Annotated in this window: 19 protein-coding genes and 1 pseudogene; 10 read left to right on the top strand and 10 right to left on the bottom strand. The window is 68.1% G+C overall.

What is annotated here, in order from left to right; all coding sequences use genetic code 11:
- Positions 1-195, bottom strand: a pseudogene (locus tag OXR08_RS17245) (hypothetical protein); the annotation flags it as partial.
- Between the two features lie 90 nt (positions 196-285).
- On the opposite strand from OXR08_RS17245, the gene OXR08_RS17240 reads away from it, so the two are divergent.
- The gene (locus tag OXR08_RS17240) at positions 286-507 is read left to right on the top strand and encodes a hypothetical protein (RefSeq protein WP_112381325.1); all 222 of its coding nucleotides are present in this window, start codon (positions 286-288) and stop codon (positions 505-507) included.
- Between the two features lie 37 nt (positions 508-544).
- On the opposite strand, the gene OXR08_RS17235 is transcribed toward OXR08_RS17240, so the two are convergent.
- From OXR08_RS17235 to OXR08_RS17225, 3 genes are all read right to left on the bottom strand, one after another.
- A complete protein-coding gene (locus tag OXR08_RS17235; RefSeq protein WP_112381324.1) occupies positions 545-1,111 on the bottom strand; it encodes a glycine zipper 2TM domain-containing protein in 567 nt (188 codons plus the stop codon).
- Positions 1,112-1,193: 82 nt separating this feature from the next.
- Positions 1,194-1,625 carry an OsmC family protein gene (locus OXR08_RS17230; RefSeq protein ID WP_112381323.1) on the bottom strand — a complete coding sequence of 144 codons (432 nt, stop codon included), beginning with the start codon at positions 1,623-1,625 and terminating at the stop codon, positions 1,194-1,196.
- Between the two features lie 77 nt (positions 1,626-1,702).
- Positions 1,703-2,011, bottom strand: a complete 309-nt coding sequence (locus OXR08_RS17225; RefSeq protein WP_235903844.1) for a glycine zipper 2TM domain-containing protein — start codon at positions 2,009-2,011, stop codon at positions 1,703-1,705.
- 123 nt (positions 2,012-2,134) lie between these two features.
- Here OXR08_RS17225 and OXR08_RS17220 point away from each other — a divergent pair, with 123 nt between their 5' ends.
- Positions 2,135-2,764, top strand: coding sequence for a trimeric intracellular cation channel family protein (locus OXR08_RS17220; protein WP_112381321.1), 630 nt, complete (start codon positions 2,135-2,137; stop codon positions 2,762-2,764).
- Between the two features lie 3 nt (positions 2,765-2,767).
- Here the strand turns inward: OXR08_RS17220 and OXR08_RS17215 are convergent, their stop codons facing one another.
- Both OXR08_RS17215 and sppA read right to left on the bottom strand, forming a co-directional pair.
- Positions 2,768-3,340, bottom strand: a complete 573-nt coding sequence (locus tag OXR08_RS17215; protein ID WP_267351735.1) for a GNAT family N-acetyltransferase — start codon at positions 3,338-3,340, stop codon at positions 2,768-2,770.
- Positions 3,337-5,166 (bottom strand): signal peptide peptidase SppA, encoded by a 1,830-nt coding sequence (gene sppA / locus OXR08_RS17210; RefSeq protein ID WP_267351740.1) that lies wholly within the window; start codon positions 5,164-5,166, stop codon positions 3,337-3,339. The genes OXR08_RS17215 and sppA overlap by 4 nt, the downstream gene beginning before the upstream one ends.
- A 388-nt stretch (positions 5,167-5,554) precedes the next feature.
- Here sppA and groES point away from each other — a divergent pair, with 388 nt between their 5' ends.
- Entirely contained in the window at positions 5,555-5,842 is a 288-nt protein-coding gene (groES, locus tag OXR08_RS17205; protein ID WP_112381318.1) for a co-chaperone GroES, read from the top strand.
- Between the two features lie 50 nt (positions 5,843-5,892).
- Positions 5,893-7,533: a chaperonin GroEL gene (gene groL / locus OXR08_RS17200; protein WP_112381317.1), complete on the top strand. Its 1,641-nt coding sequence runs from the start codon at positions 5,893-5,895 to the stop codon at positions 7,531-7,533.
- A gap of 124 nt (positions 7,534-7,657) precedes the next feature.
- Here the strand turns inward: groL and OXR08_RS17195 are convergent, their stop codons facing one another.
- Positions 7,658-8,701: a mannose-1-phosphate guanylyltransferase/mannose-6-phosphate isomerase gene (locus OXR08_RS17195; protein ID WP_267351732.1), complete on the bottom strand. Its 1,044-nt coding sequence runs from the start codon at positions 8,699-8,701 to the stop codon at positions 7,658-7,660.
- 177 nt (positions 8,702-8,878) lie between these two features.
- Here OXR08_RS17195 and OXR08_RS17190 point away from each other — a divergent pair, with 177 nt between their 5' ends.
- The 3 genes from OXR08_RS17190 (at position 8,879) to OXR08_RS17180 (ending at position 13,172) form a co-directional block, all read left to right on the top strand.
- The gene (locus tag OXR08_RS17190) at positions 8,879-10,267 is read left to right on the top strand and encodes a TIGR03013 family XrtA/PEP-CTERM system glycosyltransferase (RefSeq protein ID WP_267351730.1); all 1,389 of its coding nucleotides are present in this window, start codon (positions 8,879-8,881) and stop codon (positions 10,265-10,267) included.
- A 67-nt stretch (positions 10,268-10,334) separates the two neighbouring features.
- Complete coding sequence (locus OXR08_RS17185; protein WP_267351728.1) at positions 10,335-12,359, top strand: tetratricopeptide repeat protein; 2,025 nt, start codon at positions 10,335-10,337, stop codon at positions 12,357-12,359.
- Positions 12,360-12,368: 9 nt separating this feature from the next.
- Positions 12,369-13,172, top strand: a complete 804-nt coding sequence (locus OXR08_RS17180; RefSeq protein WP_267351726.1) for an ATP-binding protein — start codon at positions 12,369-12,371, stop codon at positions 13,170-13,172.
- 189 nt (positions 13,173-13,361) lie between these two features.
- Here OXR08_RS17180 and OXR08_RS17175 read toward each other — a convergent pair whose 3' ends face one another.
- Entirely contained in the window at positions 13,362-15,143 is a 1,782-nt protein-coding gene (locus tag OXR08_RS17175; RefSeq protein ID WP_267351724.1) for an ABC-F family ATP-binding cassette domain-containing protein, read from the bottom strand.
- A 138-nt stretch (positions 15,144-15,281) separates the two neighbouring features.
- On the opposite strand from OXR08_RS17175, the gene OXR08_RS17170 reads away from it, so the two are divergent.
- The 3 genes from OXR08_RS17170 to OXR08_RS17160 are packed head-to-tail and all read left to right on the top strand — an operon-like array spanning position 15,282 to position 17,676.
- Complete coding sequence (locus tag OXR08_RS17170; RefSeq protein WP_346731918.1) at positions 15,282-15,587, top strand: hypothetical protein; 306 nt, start codon at positions 15,282-15,284, stop codon at positions 15,585-15,587.
- Positions 15,588-15,614: 27 nt separating this feature from the next.
- On the top strand, positions 15,615-16,289 hold the full coding sequence (locus OXR08_RS17165; RefSeq protein WP_112381310.1) for a response regulator transcription factor: 675 nt from the start codon (positions 15,615-15,617) through the stop codon (positions 16,287-16,289).
- A 19-nt stretch (positions 16,290-16,308) separates the two neighbouring features.
- On the top strand, positions 16,309-17,676 hold the full coding sequence (locus OXR08_RS17160) for a HAMP domain-containing sensor histidine kinase (RefSeq protein ID WP_267351720.1): 1,368 nt from the start codon (positions 16,309-16,311) through the stop codon (positions 17,674-17,676).
- A gap of 22 nt (positions 17,677-17,698) precedes the next feature.
- On the opposite strand, the gene OXR08_RS17155 is transcribed toward OXR08_RS17160, so the two are convergent.
- Both OXR08_RS17155 and OXR08_RS17150 read right to left on the bottom strand, forming a co-directional pair.
- Positions 17,699-18,697 (bottom strand): LLM class flavin-dependent oxidoreductase, encoded by a 999-nt coding sequence (locus OXR08_RS17155; protein ID WP_267351718.1) that lies wholly within the window; start codon positions 18,695-18,697, stop codon positions 17,699-17,701.
- Positions 18,698-18,747: 50 nt separating this feature from the next.
- Positions 18,748-20,846: S8 family peptidase (locus tag OXR08_RS17150; RefSeq protein WP_267351717.1), on the bottom strand; the 2,099-nt coding region annotated here is incomplete at its 5' end.

Genomic DNA, 20,846 nt, shown 5'->3' with positions numbered 1-20,846 from the left:
GGCAAGCGCCGGATCGACCATGATCTGGTCGCGCAGGGCGGCGGTCAGCGCCGGATCGCGGGCGGGGTCGTCGCCATTGGCCTGGGTCAGTTCGCGGTCCAGCTGGTCGAGGTCATTCTGCGTCGTCGGTGCACTGCGGTTGCAGGCGGAGAGCGAGAGCGCGGCCAGCGAGGCCAGGAGGAGCGGGCGGATCATGATGCCGGTGGTAGCATCAACCGGTCGCGGGCGGGTTAACGGGACGCGCGGCGCTTGTGCCATGATGGGGCAGGGACCATAATCGGGACCATGCTGAACATAGTCTCGATCCTGATCGGCCTCGTCGCACTGGTGCTGGGCATCGTGCCGTTCCTGCCATTCATGGCGTGGGGATACTGGTTCGTCATCCCGATCGCCATCGTCGGCGCCGGCATCGGTGCGCTGTCGTCGCGCAATTCGGGGCGCAACCTGAACCTGGTGCTGATCGTGATCTTCGCGCTGCGCCTGATGCTGGGCGGCGGCATCATCTGAGGAATGGGGGCCGGCGGTGCTGCCGGCCCCGTGCTTGTCAGCGGCAGGAAACCTGACCGCGATCGATCTCCCGGCCGAGCAGCGCGCCACCGCCGGCACCGATCAGCGTGCCGAGCAGGCTGGACCGGCCATTGCCGATCAGGTTGCCGAGCACGCCGCCACCGAGCGCGCCGACGATCAGCCCCGTGGTGCCATCGTTGCGGCGGCAGTAATAGCGGCCGTTGTAGCCGCGATAGATGCGGTCGTTGCGACCGAGCCGGCGCGGCTGGTAATAGCGCCCGTCCCGGTAATAACGCTCGGCGTAGTAGCCGCGCTGACCGGGTTCGAAGCGGTTATAGTCATAGTTGCGCCAGCGATTGATGTTGCGCACGTCGCGGCGATGATCCTGGCGCGCGTCGCGGATGTCGCGGCGATAGTCGCGCCGGGCCTCGCGCACGTCGCGGCGGCTGTCGGCGCGGCGCATGTCACGGCGATAATCGCGCTGCGCCTCTCGCACTTCCTGACGATATTCGCGGTCCGCCTGCCAGCGCGTATTCTGCGCAGCGGCGGGCACGGCGCCTATCGTGGTCATGGCCAGAGCGGCAAAAAGGACGGTGGTACGCATGGTTACACTCCCTTTGGCATAGGTGGGATGAAGAACCCGTCCCATCTATGCCAGGTTGCGTGAACCGGAAACTACGTCTTGTTCAGGCTTCGGTCAGCGTGATGTCGAGCGTGATCTCGGCATTCAGGACCTTGGACACCGGGCAGTTCTTCTTGGCGCCGTCGGCGATCCTCTTGAACTCGTCTTCCTCGATGCCTTCGACACGTGCGGTGAGCGCAAGCGCGGACTTGCTGATCGTGAAGCCGTCGCCGTCCTTGACCAGCGTCACCTTTGCCGTGGTCTCCAGCGTGCCGACCGAATGGCCCTCGCCGGCCAGCGCGAAGCTGAGCGCCATGGTGAAGCAGCTGGCATGCGCCGCGGCGATCAGTTCCTCCGGATTGGTGCCGGGTGAATCCTCGAACCGGGTGTTGAAGCCGTAAGGGCTGTTGGAGAGCAGGCCGGAACCGAGCGAAACCTGTCCCTTGCCGTCCTTGCCAAGTCCTTCGTAGCGGGCCGAAGCCGAGCGGGTGGTCATATGTCCATTCTCCTGAAATGAAACGGGCGCCGCGATCCAACGATCGCGGCGCCCGCCGGTTCAGGGTAGATGTGCTTTTAGCGGCAGCGGCGCGAGCTGGAGCCGCGATCGATCGCGCGGCCGGCCAGTGCGCCGGCGGCAGCACCGCCCAGGGTGCCGAGCGTACGGTCGCCGCGGGTGTCGATGGTGCGGCCGAGCAGCGCACCGGCCACGCCGCCAACGACGAGGCCCGTGGTGCCATCCGGCTTGCGGCAGCGGACACGGCCGCGGTCGTCGCGCCATTCCCGATACTTGCCGCGGCGCTGCGCATCGGCGGCGGAAACCGGCAGGACGACCGTCGGCACGACCATCGCGGTGCAGCCCAGTGCGAGCATCAACTTACGCATCGAATATACTCCCTTAGAATCTTGATCTGCTGGCGTAACGTGCCCCGGATAACGGGGGTTGCATGAACGGAGAACAACAAGCTGTTCATGATCCGGGCGCATGCCGCTAAAGCCGGAAAAGCGATGATGCCGTCTGTTGAAATTCTGCCCGTTGCGGCGCCGTGGCTCGATCTGGCCGGGTTGGCGGTGTTTGCCATCTCGGGGGCGCTGGCGGCGGCAAAGCGGGCGCAGACCATGGTGACGCTGGCGTTCTTTGCGCTGATTACCGGGGTGGGGGGCGGCACGGTGCGCGACCTGTTGATCGGGGCGCCGGTGTTCTGGATCCATGATGCGCGTGCGGCGGCAGTCTGCCTGTCGGCGGCGCTGGTGGTGTGGGTGACGCCGGAGCGGTGGTGGCGGGGGGCGGCCCTTGCGTGGTTCGACGCGATCGGACTGGCGGCCTATGCGGTATATGGCGCGGCCAAGGCATTGAAATACGGGGTTCCACCCATTCCGGCCGTGGTGATGGGGGTGGTGACGGCATGTGTCGGCGGCATCATCCGCGACGTGCTGGCCGGCGAGCCGTCGATCCTGATGCGGCCCGAATTATATGTCACCGCGGCGGCGCTGTCGTCGGCTAGCTTCGTGGTGCTGGTGGCATCGGGGATGCCGGTCGGACTTGCCGCGCCGGTGGCGGCCACCGCCGGCTTTGCGCTGCGCGCGGTGGCGATCCATTTCCATCTGGCGCTGCCCGCCTATCGCGGACAGCGCTGAGCGTCAGCCGCGAATCACGCCGACCTCGGCAAAGCGGTGCGGCTCGGCCGGGGGTACAGCGGCATCCGCCAGTTCGCACTGCCAATAGCCGACATCGATCCAGCGGCCATGCTTGTAGCCGATCTCGCGGAACACGCCGGCCCGGCGAAAGCCGACCGCCTCGTGCAGCGTGATCGAGCGATCGTTGGGAAGCGCGATACGCCCGATCGCCTGGGTAAAGCCCTGCTTGCGCAGCGTGGCGACCAGCGCCTGGTAGAGCAGCCGGCCCAGTCCCTGGCGCTGTGCCCCGTCGGCGACGTAGATCGTGGTTTCCACCGCCCAGCGATAGGCCTCACGCGGGGAGAATTGCGCGGCATAGGCATAGCCCAGCACGCGTTCGTCCGCATCGCCGGCGCCCTCGCTGACGGTGGCGACCATCCAGGGATACAGGCCACCGGACGCCGTCATGCGATCCTGCATGACCGCCGCAACCGGCGCCTCGGTTTCGAACGACACCACGCCCGCCAGCACATGGGGAGCGTAGATCGCCGCGATCGCCGCGGCATCGTCCGGACGGGCGGCGCGAACCCCGATCACAGACCGATCCGCGCCAGGATCAGGTCGAGCAGGCGCGTGTCGGACGCCGATGCGGTCGCACCGAAGCCGCCGCATTCCAGGCAGCGCGCCTGGATCGAGCCGCCGCGGGTCAGTCGTGCCACGTCGCCCAGCGCGCGGGCGAGCGTCGCGCGGCGGTCGGCGGCGACGCGCGCGAAGATGTCGCCGGCGGGTCCCGCCGTGTCGTCGCCATCGTCACCGCCGAAGCTGTCCGCCAGCTTCGCCGCGAAGCCCGGTTCCTTTTCCAGATATTCGGCATGGACCTTGGCCGGATCGAGCTTGGCCTGACGCGCAGCCCAGGCGATGGCGTCCGACAGGTTGCCGAACTGGTCGACCAGGCGCAACTGGTGGGCGGTGCCGCCATCCCAGACGCGACCCTGCGCGATTTCGTCGACGCGTGCGGGCGTCATCCGGCGGGCGGCGGCGACGCGGCCGATGAACTGGCGATAGCCGTTTTCGATGCCCGCCTGCAGGATGGTGTCGAGCATCGGCGTCGTGCCGCCCAATATGTCGGGCTGACCGGACAGGGGGGTGGTCTTCACGCCGTCGCTGGTGATGCCGATCTTGGCCAGCGTGTTCTCGAATGTCGGGATCAGGCCGAAGATGCCGATCGATCCGGTGATCGTGCCCGGTTCGGCAAAGATGCGATCGCCCGCGGTGGAAACCCAGTAGCCGCCCGACGCGGCAAGGCCGCCCATCGAGATGGCCACGGGCAGGCCGCGCTTCTTGGCTTCAAGGACGGCCAGGCGGATCTGTTCGGAGGCCAGCGCCGAGCCGCCGGGCGAATCGACCCGCACGACCAGCGCCTTCAGCTTCTTCTTGGCGAGACCGTCGAGCATTGCCTTGCTGATCGTGTCGCCGGCCGCGGTGCCGGGGCCGCCCTTGCCGTCGACGATCTCGCCGGCGACGGTCAGCACGCCGATGGCGTCGCCGGCGGTGGGCAGCGGGTTGGCGCGCACCCATGCGTCGTAGCCGACCGTGTTGAAGCTGCCGAGCGGGCGATCATTGGCGACGCCGGCGATCTGCGCGACGCGGCGGCCAAAGGCGATCCGGTCACCCAGCTTGTCGACGATGCCGGCGCCCAGGTTCGCGCGGGCGGTGTCGCCATTGGCGGCCAGCACCAGTTGGTCGGGCTGGGCAAGGAAGCGGGCGACCTGCGCCTTGGGACGCGCCTTGGCGATCGATTCGCGCCACTGGGCGAACAGGGAGCCGTACAGCGCCTGGCTGGCGGCGCGCGCATCGGGGCTCTGGTCGGCGCGGGTATAGGGTTCAACAAAGGACTTGTAGCGGCCGACGCGGTAGACGTGCGTCGTCACCCCGAGCTTGTCGATCAGCCCCTTGTAATAAAGTTGGTTGCCGCCCGGCCCGGTGAACAGCGTGCCACCCATCGGGTTCATCCAGATCTCGCTGGCCTGCGCGGCCAGGCGATAATCGCTGTCGGTATAGCCGGTGGCATAGGTCAGGACCGGCTTTCCGGTGGCGCGGAAGCGGCCCATCGCGTCGGCAACCTCTTGGATCACCGCCGGATAACCGCCGGAAAAGCCGTCCAGATCGAGCACCAGCGCCTTGACCCGGTCATCGCCGCGCGCCGTGTCGATCGCGCGCACCACATCGCGCAGGCGGTACTGGCGGGGCATGTCCTGCCCCGACAGCATCGAGAAGGGGTCCATCTCCTCGGGCTGTTCGACGATCGAGCCGCGCAGGTTGAGGAGCAGCGCGCCGGGCTTGATCGCCTTGGTACCCGGCCGGGCATTGAGTGCGGCGAACAATAGGCCGAAAAAGATCAGCATGGCGATCAGGACCAGCATGTCCTTGATCCCGACCAGCAATTTCCATGCGCCTCGCACCAGTCGCCAGCCGCCGCGTCGGCGCCTGGATGGTGCCCCGCTGGGCGATCGGCTGAAATCCTGGTCGAGTGGCGAAGCGGCGCGAGCGTCGGTCATGCGCGGGACGCTAGAACAGCGGAGCGCGCGCGTAAATGGCCTGTATTAGCCTTCCAATACAGAATGCGCGGCGGCATGAAGCCCATGAAAACGGCAATTGCCGCTGGTTCCGCACGGCCGGCCCCCGCCCGCAATTTTTTCCGGCCCGGCCCGTTGACGCATCAGGACCCCCGCCACATATCCGGCGCGTTGGCACTCGCATTCGCCGAGTGCCAAAAAAGTGTCACACGTACTTAAAAGAGGGACATCCGCGATGAACTTTCGTCCGTTGCATGACCGCGTCCTCGTCCGCCGTGTCGAGGCGGAGGAGAAGACGGCCGGTGGAATCATCATCCCCGACACCGCCAAGGAAAAGCCGCAGGAAGGCGAAGTCGTCGCTGCCGGCACCGGGATCAAGGCCGAGGACGGCAAGGTGACGCCGCTGGACGTCAAGGCCGGCGACCGCATCCTGTTCGGCAAGTGGTCGGGCACCGAGGTCAAGGTGAATGGCGAAGACCTTCTGATCATGAAGGAATCGGACATTCTGGGGATCGTCGGCTAAACCTGGCCACGCTTCCACTTCTGTTTACACACATCTGAAAGGGTAGCCACATGGCAGCCAAGGACGTGAAATTCGGCCGCGACGCGCGCGAGCGCATCCTGCGCGGCGTCGACATCCTCGCCGATGCAGTCAAGGTCACGCTGGGGCCGAAGGGCCGCAACGTCGTGATCGACAAGAGCTTCGGTGCACCGCGGATCACCAAGGACGGCGTCAGCGTCGCCAAGGAAATCGAGCTCAAGGACAAGTTCGAGAACATGGGCGCGCAGATGGTGCGCGAAGTGGCCTCGAAGACCAACGACATTGCCGGCGACGGCACCACCACCGCGACCGTTCTCGCACAGGCGATCGTGCGCGAGGGCATGAAGTCGGTGGCCGCGGGCATGAACCCGATGGACCTGAAGCGCGGTATCGACCTGGCGGTGACCAAGGTCGTCGAGGACGTGCAGGCCCGCTCGAAGCCCGTGTCGGGCTCGTCGGAAGTGGCGCAGGTCGGCATCATCTCGGCCAATGGCGACCGTGAAGTCGGCGAGAAGATCGCCGAGGCCATGGAAAAGGTCGGCAAGGAAGGCGTCATCACCGTCGAAGAGGCCAAGGGCCTCGAGTTCGAGCTGGACGTCGTCGAGGGCATGCAGTTCGACCGCGGCTATCTGTCGCCCTACTTCATCACCAACCCGGAGAAGATGACGGTCGAGCTGAACGACCCGTACATCCTGATCCACGAGAAGAAGCTGTCGAACCTGCAGGCGATGCTCCCAATCCTGGAAGCGGTCGTGCAGTCGGGTCGTCCGCTGCTCATCATCGCCGAGGACATCGAGGGCGAGGCGCTCGCCACGCTCGTCGTCAACAAGCTGCGCGGCGGCCTGAAGGTTGCAGCGGTCAAGGCACCGGGCTTCGGCGATCGTCGCAAGGCGATGCTGGAAGATATCGCGATCCTGACGGCTGGCGAGCTGATCTCGGAAGATCTGGGCATCAAGCTCGAGAGCGTCACCGTCGGCATGCTGGGCACCGCCAAGCGCGTCACGATCGACAAGGACAACACCACCATCGTCGATGGGGCCGGTGAAGCCGACGCGATCAAGGGCCGCACCGAGGCGATCCGTGCGCAGATCGAGAACACCACCAGCGACTATGACCGCGAGAAGCTCCAGGAGCGTCTCGCCAAGCTCGCCGGCGGCGTTGCCGTGATCAAGGTCGGTGGTGCGACCGAGGTCGAGGTGAAGGAGCGCAAGGACCGCGTCGACGACGCGCTGCACGCGACCCGCGCGGCCGTCGAAGAGGGCATCGTCCCCGGCGGTGGTACGGCGCTGCTGTACGCATCGAAGGCGCTGGAAGGCGTGACCGGCGAGAATGACGACCAGACCCGCGGCATCGACATCGTTCGCAAGTCGCTGACGTCGCTGGTTCGCCAGATCGCGCAGAATGCCGGCCAGGACGGCGCCGTGGTCTCGGGCAAGCTGCTCGACGGCAACGACACGACGATCGGCTTCAACGCGGCGACCGACACGTACGAGAACCTGGTTGCAGCCGGCGTGATCGACCCGACCAAGGTCGTGCGCACCGCCCTCCAGAACGCGGCCTCGGTCGCCGGCCTGCTCATCACCACGGAAGCCACCGTGTCCGAGCTGCCGGAAGACAAGCCCGCAATGCCGGCCGGTATGCCCGGCGGCGGCATGGGCGGCATGGACTTCTAAGTCCGAAATGTCCCCGGCCGGCTCCGGCCGGTCGGGGATGTTGCAGGCGCCAGCCGAACGGAAAAGGGGCCGGAGGATCGTTCCTCCGGCCCCTTTCTTGTTGCGGATGTCCGCTTGGAAAAACCTAGCGCTTCATGGCTTCCAACAGGCGCTTGACCTCCTGGCTGCGTCCGCGCGGCAGGATCAGGATATCGTCGCCGCTGGCCACCACGATCAGGTCGGAGACGCCGATCGCCGCGACGCGCACCCGGTCGGTGCGGATCAGGCAGTCCTTGGTATCGACCGCAATCACCTGGCCGCGATGCGCGTTGCCGAAGCCGTCCAGGTCGCTGATCGCGTGAAGCGCGTCCCAGCTGCCGACGTCGTTCCAGCCCATGGTGACGGGCACCACCGCGACCCGCTCGGCCTTTTCCATGACCGCATAGTCGATCGAGTCGGACGGGCAGGTGGCAAAAGCCTCCGCATTGGGATGGATGCGTGTTCCCTCGCGCAGCGCCGACCCCATCGCCTTTTCGGCGGACACCAGCATTTCGGGGGCGTGCTGGGCAAGCGCCTGGAGATACATGTCGGCGCGGAACAGGAAGATGCCGCCGTTCCAGACATGGTCGCCCGAAGCCAGCATCGCCTCGGCCCGCTCGCGCCGGGGCTTCTCGACGAAGCGGGCGACCTTGTGGACGCCGGTGCCGATCGCATCGCCGACCTGGATCCAGCCATAGCCGGTTTCCGGCGAGTCCGGGGTGATGCCGAAGGTGACGAGCCATCCATTGGCCACCAGCGGGAGCGCGGCGTCGATCGCGCGGTGGAAGGCGTCGACATCGGCGATGACGTGGTCGGACGGCATGACGAGCAGCGCATCCTCCGGCCGTGCGGCCAGGGCGGCGAGGGCGATCGCCGGCGCGGTGTTGCGCGCCATCGGCTCCAGGATCAGCGCCTGGGGCGGTGCGCCCGCAGCCGTCAACTGATCCTCGACCAGGCTGGCGTGACGCGCACCCGCCACCACGATCGGCGCGGCATAACGGTCGCCTTGCGCACGCTTGGCGGTGAGCTGAAGCATGGTGTCGTCCGCGGTCAGCGGCAGCAATTGCTTGGGCATCTCCGGCTTGGACATCGGCCATAGGCGCGTGCCCGACCCGCCGGACAGGATCACCGGAACGATCATGCTTTGCATCTTTTCCCTTTCGACGGCGCGCCGCAGATCGCGGGCGCTTTTATATCGTCAATAGCGCTCAACGCCCATCTTCACGCTTCGTTGTCGAATATATGCAAAAATCCTGTTGATTGCCAAATGGGTCGGACCGGCACCCCGTTGGGCGAACATCATCCGGCGGCGTGACATGGGAGCGTGATGGTTCGGCTGTTCAAACATTACGTGTCGCACGTCGTGCTGTTGCTCGGATGCATCGACTTCCTGCTGCTCGTTCTGTGCGCGGAATTGGGTTGGATCATCCGTGCGCGGCAGATCGGCATGGCGGTGGAGCCCTTGTCGACCCGGCTGTTCCAGTTGGCCAGCTTCGCGATACCGTTGCAGGTCGCGCTGGTCGCCGTCGGGGCTTACGGCGCGGCCTCCTTCCTGTCGCTGCGGTTCGCCGCGGCGCGGCTGTCGGTGGCCGTGTCGCTGGGCGTGATCCTGTTGTCGCTGATCTTCTTCTTCCTGCCTTCGCTCAGTTTCTGGCGGTCGAACCTGTTCTACGCGATGATGCTCGCCATCCCGACGCTGGTGATGGTGCGGGCGCTGCTGGGCCGGACGCTGGGCGGCGACCTGTTCAAGCGGCGCGTGATCGTGCTGGGCGCGGGCGCGCGCGCGGCGCAGTTGACGGTGCTGGCCGAACAGCCGGGCGCCCGCTTCGTCGTCGCCGACGTGATCGCCATGGGGGAGCCCAATCCGGTACTCCACCGCACCACGCCGCGGGACACCATTCCCAATCTGGCCGCGCATGTAATGGACCGGAATGCCGGCGAGGTCGTGCTGGCCCTGGAGGAACGGCGCAACGCCCTGCCGTTCAAGGATCTGTTGCGGGTGCGGACGACGGGCGTGCGGGTCAGCGAGATATCGAGCTTCCTGGAGCGCGAAACGGGACGCATCGACCTGAAGACGGTGAGCCACAGCTGGCTGATCTTCTCGGACGGCTTTGCCAGCGGCCGGATGGTGTCCGGCGTCGTCAAGCGCGTGTTCGATGTCGTCGTCAGCCTGATCCTGCTGGCGGTGACGTTGCCGGTGATGCTGCTGGCCGCGATCGCGATCAAGCTGGAGTCGAAAGGCCCCGCCCTGTACCGGCAACAGCGTATCGGACTGTACAATCAGCCCTTTCATATCCTGAAGCTGCGTTCGATGCGCCAGGATGCCGAAATGGGCGGTCAGGCGGTCTGGGCCGAGAAGGATGATCCGCGGATCACCCGGATCGGGCGCTTCATCCGCAAGGTGCGGATCGACGAACTGCCGCAGACCTGGACCGTGTTGAAGGGCGAGATGAGTTTCGTCGGTCCCCGGCCCGAACGCCCTTCCTTTGTAAGCGAACTGGAACGCGAACTGCCCTTCTATGCCGAGCGGCATATGGTGAAGCCGGGTATTACCGGCTGGGCGCAGATCAACTATCCTTACGGCGCGTCGATCGAGGATGCGCGGCACAAGTTGGAATATGACCTGTATTACGCCAAGAATTATTCGCCGTTTCTGGACGCGCTGATCCTGTTGCAGACGCTGCGCGTGATCCTGTGGCCCTCGGGCGCACGCTGACCGGGATGACGGTCACGCCTGTGTATAGCCGTGCGCGGGGCGCCGATGTACGACGGCGCGCAGAGCCATGAGCGAACCCCGTCCATCCCGCTATCCGCTGTTGCGTGGCCGCCGCCGGGCGCTGGGAGGGCGTCGTGCCTGGCGCCCCGGCCCCCGGTTGCGTCTCGGCATCGTGCTGGTCGCGGCCCTTGTCGTGCTGGGCGGTGTGGTGTCGCTGGCGCTGCGACCGGCCCCCCCGTCGGCGGATCAACTGTTTGCGCGTTCGCTGGCCGCGCTGGAGCGGGGCAACATCCATGCCGCCTATGCCGATGCGCAGGCCGCGGCGCGTGCGGCACCGCAGGCGGGCATCGTGCAGGCGGTACTGGCCCGGACGCTGATCGACCTTAGCGAAGGCGCGGCTGCCGAGGCGGCGCTGGACCGGGCGGTCGCGGTCGGTTTTCCGAACGGGCGCCTGCATCAACTACGCGCCGCCGCCAGCCTGTTGCAAGGCGATCCCGATGTCGCCCTGGCGCATGTCGCGCAGGCCGAGCCGGCTTATGCCGATTATGCCTTGCGGGTTCGCGCACGCGCCCTGGCCGCCAAGGGGCAGGGTGCCGCCGCACAGGCGGAACTGGTCGATCTCCTCTCTCGATCACCGGGCGATGCGGCGGCCTGGGCCGATCTTGGGCGTATCCGGCTGAGCGCGGGCGAGGTCGGCGGAGCCGCGGCGGCGGCGGCGCAGGCGGTGCGTATGGCGCCGCGTGACCCGGCGGCGCTGACCCTGCAAGGCGAGGTGGTGCGCAGCCGCTACGGTCTGGTCGCGGCATTGCCGTGGTTCGAGGCGGCACTGCGTTCGGATGCCTATTACCATCCCGCCTTGATCGAATATGCCGGCACGCTTGGCGATGCCGGGCGGGCGACCGATGCCGTCGCTGCAACGCGGCGCGCGCTGGTGTCGCGGCCGGGCAGCCAACAGGCCTATTACCTGCAAGCCGTGATCGCGGCGCGGGCCGGCAACCGGGTGTTGGCGCGGCGGTTGCTGCAACTGACCGGCGGGGTCATCGGCAACACGCCCGGCGTGATGCTGCTGGACGGGGCGCTCGCCTTTGCCGACCGGCAGGACGAGCAGGCCGCGGGCATCTGGCGCCGGCTGGTCGCCGCGCAGCCGATGAACGTCACCGCGCGACGCCTGTTGGCGAACGCGCTGTTGCGCTCGGGCGACGCGGCGGGCGCGCTGGACGTGATCAGGCCGATCGTGCTGCGCGGCGACGCCGATGGCTATGCCCTGCGGCTGGCGTCGCGTGCCAGCGCGGCGCTGGGCCAGCAGGCGCAGGCGGCGCAACTGCTGGACCGGGCGGCATCCGGTCAGCGTGGCCCGTCGACCATCTTCCAGAGTGCCGATGCGCTCGGGGCATTGCAGGCGGAGGCCTCGCGCGCGGCGGGTGATCCCACCTATGCGCTGGGCGTGATCCGTGGCCTGGCGAGCGGCGGCAACCTGTCGCAGGCGGTCGCGCAGGCGCGGGCATTGGTGGCCGCGGCACCCGGCGCCCCCGCGGCGCAACTCGCCTACGGGGATACGCTGGCGGCATCGGGCCGCTATGCCGAGGCGGTCGCCGCCTATGGACGCGCGGCCGATCTGAGCTTCGACGAACCGGCCTTGCTGCGCCTGCTCGATGCCTATGGTCGTTTAAACCGTCCCCGCGACGCCGCCGCGACGCTTGCCCTGTACCTGTCGCAAAACCCGCAAAGCATTGTCGGGGCGCGCATTTTGGGGGCCTGGCAGCTGGGCGGGGGTGAGGTCGGGGCGGCGATCGAGACGCTGGAGGGGGTGCGGGCGGCGGCAGGAGATCGCGAAGCGGGACTTTTGGCCGATCTGGCAAGGGCTTATGCCCTGATCGGCGAAGGGGCGGTGGCGCGGATCTATGGCCGTGCGGCCTATGCACTGGCGCCGATGAGCGCGGCGGTGACGGACGCTTACGGCGTCGCCCTGATCGCGGCGGGGGACAGGAACGGCGCGCGGCAGTTGCTCGACAAGGCGGTCGCGCTGGCGCCGGGGGACGCGGCGATCCGGGCGCACCGGGCAGAGATTGGCGGGGCCGCCGCAGCCCGCTAGGAGGCGGGGATGATCGATCCCCTGGACCGTATCGCCGCCGCGCTGGAGCGGCTGTCTCCACCGCCGGCGCCCGATGCCGACCTGCTGGCGCATCCGGCCTATCTGTGGCGGGACGGCGCGCTGAGCGCGGCGCGCGCCTTCGATCCCCTGCCGCTCGACCTGATGCTGGGCGTGGAGCGGCAAAAGGCGGCGCTGCTGGCGAATCTGGAGCGGCTGGCGGCGGGGCATGCGGCGCAGGACGTGCTGCTGTGGGGCGCACGCGGGACGGGCAAGTCGGCTCTGGTGAAGAGCGCAGTGGGCGCGGTGCAGGCCGCAGGCGGGCCGCTGGCGCTGGTCGCGGTGGACGCCCTTGCCAGCCTGCCGCGGCTGTTCGACCGGCTGGGTGGGCAGAACCGCGCCTTTGCGCTGTTCCTGGACGATCTCGGCTTTGACGAGCCGGGCGAGGCACGCGTGCTGCGCTCGCTGCTGGATGGCGGGACCGAGGCGCGGCCCGCCAATGTCCGCCTGCTGGTGACGGCGAACCGGCGGCATCTGGTGTCGCGCGACCTGAGCGAGCAGGACAGTGCGATCAACCCGCGCGACGTGGTGGACGACCAGCTGGCGCTGTCGGATCGCTTCGGACTCAGCCTCGGGTTCCATGTGCTGGACCAGGACGGTTATCTGGCGATCGTGCGCGCCTATGCCGCGCGGTTCGCTTTGCCGTTCGACGGGGCGGAGGCGGTGAACTGGGCGACGCGGCGGGGTAGCCGGTCGGGGCGCGTGGCGTGGCAATATGTGGTGGATCTCGCGGGGCGCGAGGGGCGGGCGGTTTAGGGGGAGCGGCTTTTGCGGCTGTCTCTCGATACACCGTCTCGATACGCGGCTTTGCCGCTACTCGACGGCTACTCGAGACGAACGGGGTGGGATTGGAGGGGTTGCGGCTGTGCTTCGACTTCGCTCAGCACGAACGGAAGTTTGGGGGGTAGGGGCGGACGCGGGTAGAGACGGGTGGCGCCGGGCCGATCAGCCCAGCGCCTCCACCTGCTCGGCCAGTTCCAGCCAGCGCATCTCGGCTTCGTCCTTTTCTTCTCTGGCCTTGCCGATCGCGGCAGACAGGCGGGCGAAGCCGGCGGGGTCCTTGGCGTAGAAGTCGGGATCGGCGAGCCTGGCCTCGTCGCGGGCGATGCCGGCCTCGATCTCCTCGATCCGGCCGGGCAGCAGGTCGTAGTCGCGCTGGTCCTTGTAGCTGAGCTTGGTACGCGCCTGTACCGGGGCGGCGGGGGCCGATATGGCCTTGGCGGCAGCCTTCTTGCCCTCGGTGCGCGGCTTGCGCTTGGCGACCCAGTCCTCATAGCCGCCGGCGACGACGTCGATTGTGCCCGAGCCGTCGAGGCCCAGCGTCACGGTGACGGTGCGATCCAGAAAGTCGCGGTCGTGGCTGACGATCAGCACGGTGCCGTCATAGTCGCCGATCACCTCCTGCAGCAGATCAAGCGTTTCGAGGTCGAGGTCGTTGGTCGGCTCGTCGAGCACCAGCAGGTTGGATTCGCGGGCGAACTCGCGCGCGAGCAGCAGGCGGGAGCGTTCGCCGCCGGACAGCGTGCCGATCCGCGCCTCGGCCAGGCTGGGGTCGAACAGGAATTCCTTGAGATAGCCGTGGACGTGCTTGCGCACCCCGCGCACGTCGATCCAGTCGCCGCCGTCCGCCAGCACCTCGCGCACGCGCTTTTCGGGCGCCATCAGGCGGCGTTGCTGGTCGATGATGACGCCGTCCAGCGTCCTGGCCAGCTTCACCTCGCCCTCGTCGGGCTGGATCTCGCCGGTGAGCAGGCGGAGCAGCGTCGTCTTGCCGGCGCCGTTCGCGCCGACGATGCCGATGCGGTCGCCGCGCGTCACCTTCAGGCTGAAATCCTTGATGACGGTGCGGTCGCCATAACGCTTGGTGACATGCTCGGCCTTGATGACCTCCTTGGTCTTCACGTCGTCCGACGCGATGCCGAGCTTGGCGGCCCCCTGCGGCCCGATCATCGCGGCGCGGGTGGCGCGCATCTGGTGCAGCTTTTCGAGGCGGCCCTGGTTGCGCTTGCGTCGGGCGGTGACGCCGCGGTGGAGCCAGTGCTCCTCGATCTTCAGCTTGGCGTCGAGCTTCTCGGCGGCGCGGGTCTCCTCGGCATAGACCGCCTCGGTCCAGGCGTCAAAGCCGCCGAAGCCGACCTCGTTGCGGCGCAGATTGCCGCGGTCGAGCCACAGCGTTGAGCGGGTGAGGCGGGTCAGAAAGGTGCGATCGTGGCTGATGACGATAAAGGCGCCGGTGAAGCGCTTCAGCCAGTCCTCCAGCCATTCGATCGCGGCGAGATCGAGATGGTTGGTCGGCTCGTCGAGCAGCAGCACGTCCGGGTTCATCGCCAGCGCGCGCACGATCGCGGCGCGGCGACGCTCGCCCCCGGAGGCGGTGGCCGATTCGCGCGACAGGTCGATGCCGAGCTGGTCGGCGATCGCCTCGGCCTCATGGGGCTGGGGCGCGTCGTTGCCGGACAGGACGTAATCGCGCAGCGTGGGAACGCCGGTCAGGTCCGGTTCCTGTTCGAGATAGACGACGTGCGTGCCCGGCACGAGCGTGCGGCGCCCCTCGTCCGAATCGAGAATGCCGGCGATCAGCTTCAACAGCGTCGACTTGCCCGCGCCGTTGCGGCCGATCAGCGCGAGCCGGTCGCGCTGGCCGACATGGATGTCGAGGTGGCGGAAAAGCCAGCCGGAACCCTGGATGACGCCAAGGTCTTCGAACGAGAGAACGGGTGCTGCCATGATGCACCGCCACGTAAGCGCCCGCCCGGAACCGGGCAAGTTGTCATGCGCTTTTGCGGGCGCGCCCCGGCACCGACATTGCCCCCGCGCTCATTCAGAGGGTGTTCAACGCATGCGGGCTATGCCAACTCCATGAAGATGACCGTCCTCCTGGCACTGTTGGCCGCAAGCCCCGCACTGACGGCACCGGTGATGGCACAGGCCCCGGACCAGCGGCGGGGCGACCAGATGAAGGCATTGCAGGCACGCAAGCAGGGGCGCATCCTGCCCATGCCCGAGATCGAGAAACGCGTCCTGCCCCAGATGGAGGGCGCGCAATATCTCGGCTTCGACTTCGACGCGAGCGCGGCGATCTATACGATGAAGTTCCTGCGCAACGGCACGGTGATCTGGGTCGAGGTCGATGCACGATCCGGCCAGATCGTCGGCCGTACCGACCGCTGACCCCATTTCCCAAGGAGACCCACATCGATGCGCGTTCTGATCGTCGAGGACGAACCCCATCTTGGCCAGCAGTTGAAGAATACGCTGGAGGGCGCCGGCTATGCCATCGATCTGGCAACCGACGGCGAGGAAGGCCATTTCCTAGGATCGACCGAAAGCTATGACGCGATCGTCCTCGACCTGGGCCTGCCCGAGATCGACGGACTGACCGTGCTGGACCGCTGGCGCAAGGAGGGCAAGACCACCCCGGTGCTGGTGCTGACCGCGCGCGACAGCTGGTCCGACAAGGTGGCCGGGCTGGATGCGGGGGCGGACGATTATGTCGCCAAGCCGTTCCAGACCGAGGAGCTGATCGCGCGGCTGCGTGCGCTGATCCGCCGCGCGTCGGGCAATGCCTCGTCCGAGCTGACCGCGGGCGACGTGCGGCTGGACACGCGCAGCGGCAAGGTGACGCGCGCGGGCGAGCCGGTGAAGCTGACCGCGCAGGAATATAAGCTGCTCAGCTACCTCCTGCACCACAAGGGCAAGGTGGTGAGCCGCACCGAATTGATCGAGCATATCTACGACCAGGATTTCGACCGGGATTCGAACACGATCGAGGTGTTCGTGACGCGCATCCGCAAGAAGCTGGGCCAGGACGTGATCACCACGATCCGCGGGCTGGGCTACAGCCTGGAAGATCCGGAGGGCGCCGCCGCCTGAGGCGGGACGGCCGACACGCATGACGGACGCGGACCCTCCCAAACGGAAATGGCGCACGGGATCGCTGTCGCGCCGCATGATCCTGATCTCTGCGGCGTGGATCTCGGTGCTGCTGGCGGGCGGCGGCTTCGCGCTGGACCGCGTGCTGACCAGCGCGGTGACGCAGAATACCGACAACCAGTTGCAATATATCCTGAAATCGCTGCTGGTCGCGGCCGAGATCGGCCCGGACGGCGAGGTGATCTTCGGACGCGATCTGGTGGGCGATCCGCAGTTTCTGGAGCCCTATTCAGGCCTTTACTGGCAGATTTCGGCGCCGGGCAAGGAGGTGTTCCCCTCGCGCTCGCTGTGGGACCGGCAACTGGCCTATGGCGCCCCGCATGACGACAAGGGCATCCATACCTATACCAGCAACCAGTTTCCCGATCAGAAGCTGAGGATCGTCGAGCGCGACGTGAAACTGCCGGGATCCGACGTTCGCTGGCGGTTCCAGGTCGCACAGAGCCGGGAAGGGCTGGATGCGCAGATCGCGTCGCTCCGCCGCACGCTGGTCCGCAGTTTCGCGCTGCTCGGCCTGGGGCTGGTGGTGCTGGCCTGGTTGCAGACCTTTTACGGGCTGTGGCCGCTGCACCGGGTGCGGCAGGAGATTGCGCGGATGCGCGCCGGGCAGGCCAACCGGATCTCGTCGGAAATGCCCAGCGAAGTGGCGCCGATGGTCGAGGAATTGAACGCGCTGATCGAACATAATGAGCGGCAGGCGGAGGAGGCGCGGCGCCACGCGGGCAATCTGGCCCATGCGCTGAAGACGCCGCTGACCGTCATCATGAACGCGGCGACCGCGCAGGCCGACGATCTGGCGGATACGGTGGTGCGCGAGGCGCGGACGATGCGGCGGCAGGTGGACCATCATCTGGCGCGGGCCCGCGCGGTCGGGCGGCGCGGGTCGGCGCACAGCCGGGCGGAGGTGTGGCCTAGCCTGGAATCGGTGGAACGTGCGGTGGCGCGCCTTTATCGCCATGTGCGCATCGACGTGACGGGCCCGAAGGACCTGGCGGTGCATGTCGAACGGCAGGATCTGGACGAGCTGCTCGGCAACCTGATTGAGAATGCCGCGAAATATGGCGGCGGCAGCGTGTTCGTGACCGTGGGGGCCGAGGCCGGCTATGTCGAGTTCCTGATCGAGGACGATGGCGCGGGGATCGCGGAGGCGGACCGCTTGCGTATCTTCGATCGTGGCGTGCGGCTGGACAGCGGCAAGCCGGGCACCGGGCTAGGGCTGGCGATCGTGCGCGACGTGGCGGAAATCTACGAGGGCACGGTCAGTTTGGAGGAAAGCGAGGACCTGGGCGGGTTGATGGTGCGGCTGCGACTGCCGGCGGCGGCCTGAGCCCCGCCGGCAGGTCGGTGTATCACGCCGCCTTGGCGAGATCCTGGGCGATCTCGGCGGCGATCGCGATCGAACGCTTGCGCGCCTGATGGTCGTAGATCGCGCTGGTCACCATCACCTCGTCCACCTGTGTGCGCTCGACAAAGGCGGCAAGCTGACGCGCGACGGTCGCGGGGCTGCCGGTGGCGGAGCAGGACAGGACCTGGTTCAGCACGGCGGCACCCTGCGGCCCCAGGCTGTCGCGATAGCCGGCGACGGGGGGCGGCAGGCGGCGCGGGTTGCCCGTGCGCAGGGCAATGAACGTCTGTTGCTGCGAAGAGGCGAGATATTCGGCCTCTTCGTCCGTATCGGCGGCGAAGATGTTGAAGCCGGCCATGGCATGGGGCCTGGCAAGCGTCGCAGAAGGGCGGAACTCGCGCCGATAGACGCCAAGCGCCTGATCGAGCGCGTCGGGCGCGAAATGCGAGGCAAAGGCATAAGGCAGGCCGAGCGCGGCGGCGAGTTGCGCGCCGAACAGGCTGGAGCCGAGGATCCACATTTGCGGGCTGGCACCGGCACCGGGGGTGGCGGTGATGCCGGTCTGGCCGTCATCGGCGAAATAGCTTTGCAGTTCGAGGACGTCGCGGGGGAACGCGTTGGGGTCGCTGTCGAGGGTGCGGCGCATGGCGCGGGCGACGCGCTGGTCGGAGCCGGGGGCGCGGCCGAGGCCGAGGTCGATGCGGCCGGGGAAGAGCGCGTCAAGGGTGCCGAACTGTTCGGCGATGACGAGCGGGGCGTGGTTGGGCAGCATGATGCCGCCCGCGCCGACGCGGATGGTGCGGGTGGCGGCGGCGACATGGGCGATCACCACCGCGGTCGCGGCCGAGGCGATGCCCTCCATGCCGTGATGTTCGGCCACCCAATAGCGTTGATAGCCGAGCGATTCGGCATGGGCGGCGAGGTCGGCGGCATTGGCCAGCGATTGCGACACGGTGCCACCTTCGACGACAGGCACCAGATCGAGCAGGGAAAGACGGGTCATGCCTCAGCAGATGGGAAGCGCGGCCGCCGCTCGCAAATAAAGAACGGCTATCAAAGGCCGAAGGCCCAGCGCAGCGCGAGCCCGTAATCATCGGGAAGTGCGGCGATATTGCCGGGATCGCGGCGCCAGAACAGGTTGGTGTGAAGGTCGCCGGGACCCAGCGGCAGGGTATAGCGCGCCTCCATGTCGATCTCGCGGCCGGTGGGGGCGAGATTCAGGCGCTGGACGGTCCAGGCGGATACGCCCGCGCCGGCATAGTCCCAGCCGGTGGGCAGGCGATAGTCGATGCCGCCGCGCGCGACGCGCAGCGGCTGCGCGACACGCAGGCCGAGCGAGTCGCGGCCGAAGACGCCGGCCTTCCCGATGTCGACGGCGAAGGCGGTGGTGCGGAGGCGGGCGGTGCCGGCAAGGCCATGGCGCGCGCTGGCCTGCGTCCAGCCCTGACGCCATGTCGCGCCAAGCGTCCAGCCATCCGCATGCCGCCAGCGCGCGGCGGCATCGGCGAACCAGCTCGTCGCGCCCATGCCGCCCAGCCCTGGCCCGAAACGGGCGCCGAGCAGCGTGTCGCCTTCCATCAGGCGGCTGGCGGTGAGGGTCGTCAGGAGATCGCCGAAGCGGCGGTCGAGGGTCAGCGCGGCGCGGTCATAGCGGCTGCGGTTCCAGCCGTCGGCGACGGGGCGGAGCGCATCGCGGCGGGTGAGGACCTGCCCGCTGTCGATCGCGGCGGTGATGCCCAGGCCCTGCCATGTCTGGCGGATGGCACCGGTACCACGGGCGACGCTGTCGAAGCCCATCGAGCCGGCAGGCGCGATCAGGAAGGCGGGTTCGGCCTGACCGGTGAGCTGGGCGGTCAGCGCCCCGCCGCCGCTGCCGAAACCGAAGCCGAACGACAGCGAACGGCCGAGCGCCTGCGTGACGGTGCCGGCGATGGCGCGGGCACCCTGCGCGTCGGTGACGGTGAGGTAGCTGGGACGCAGCAGCACGTCGCCGCGCGGACCTTGCGGCGCGAGCGTCATCGACACGGTGGTGCCGCCGGCCTGCATGCCGACCGCGCGAACGCGGTGCAGCAGCGCGGGAGCGAGGCCGGGGGTGGGCGCGGCGCGGCTGATGCCGTGGGCGAGATCGGTGGCGAAGGCGCGACCATAGCCGTCGAGGATCACCGCGCCGAGCCCGGCGCTGCGCGCGTCGCCCATCGGGGCGGACAGAACGGCGTTGTTGCCGAACGAAACCGCCGCCGCCGTTCCCGCCACGCTGGTGCCGCCGACCGGCTGGAATGCGGCGGACAGGTTGAGGATGCCGCGGCCATAAACGGCGTCGATGCCGGCGGCGCCCGCATCCTGCGCGGTCCGGTAGAGAATGTCGACGATCTGCGCGCCCGTCAGGTTCGGAAACGCCTGGGCGAGCAGCGCGACGGCGCCGGAGATCTGCGGCGCGGCAAAGGACGTGCCCGACCAGAGGAACAGGGTGCCGGTCTCGTCGGGCGCGCGCACCTGTTCGCCGACCGCGGACAGAAAATGCGGCGCGCTGGAGCCGGCAAGATTGGTAAAGGTCGAAATGGTCCCGGTGGCACCGACCGAACCCGCGATGATCACCTGATTGCGCGAATTCGCATTGTCGTTGGCGATCTGCGCGAACAGGTCGGGGTCGTTGGCGCCGTCATTGCCGGAGGCGATGACCACCACGATCCCCGCCGCGGTGGCCCGGTTGATCGCGGCGACGAGGCCGGGCGGCATTGCCGAGCTGCCGCCCAGCGAAATGTTGACGACCCGCGCACCCGCGCTCCGTGCGGCATCGAGGCCGCGGGCGATGGCGCTGGTCGGGAACTGGCACCCGGTCGAATCGGTCCCTGTGTCCTGGGTGGCGCAGCTTCCCGGCTGGTCGGCGCGCAGCACGATCAGCGACGCATCGAAGGCGACGCCGTGCGTGCCGGTACCATTGCGACGGCCGGCGGCGGTGAAGGCGACCGCGGTGCCGTGGCCATCCTCGTCATCGACCGTGCGGGTGCTGGCGACGTCGGTGGAGGCAGCGGCGATGCGGCCGGTGAACTCGGCCGAATCCAGATCGATGCCGCTGTCGATGATGCCGATGCCGATGCCGGCACCCGTCGCGCCGCGGTTGTACGCGGCGAGTGCGTTCATGGATACGGCGC

It is taken from the genome of Sphingomonas sp. GM_Shp_2 (genome assembly GCF_026540875.1).
GTDB classification, from domain to species: domain Bacteria; phylum Pseudomonadota; class Alphaproteobacteria; order Sphingomonadales; family Sphingomonadaceae; genus Sphingomonas; species Sphingomonas carotinifaciens.
Note: the sequence above shows the minus strand (reverse complement) of the source record. Positions and strands in the feature narration are given on the sequence as shown.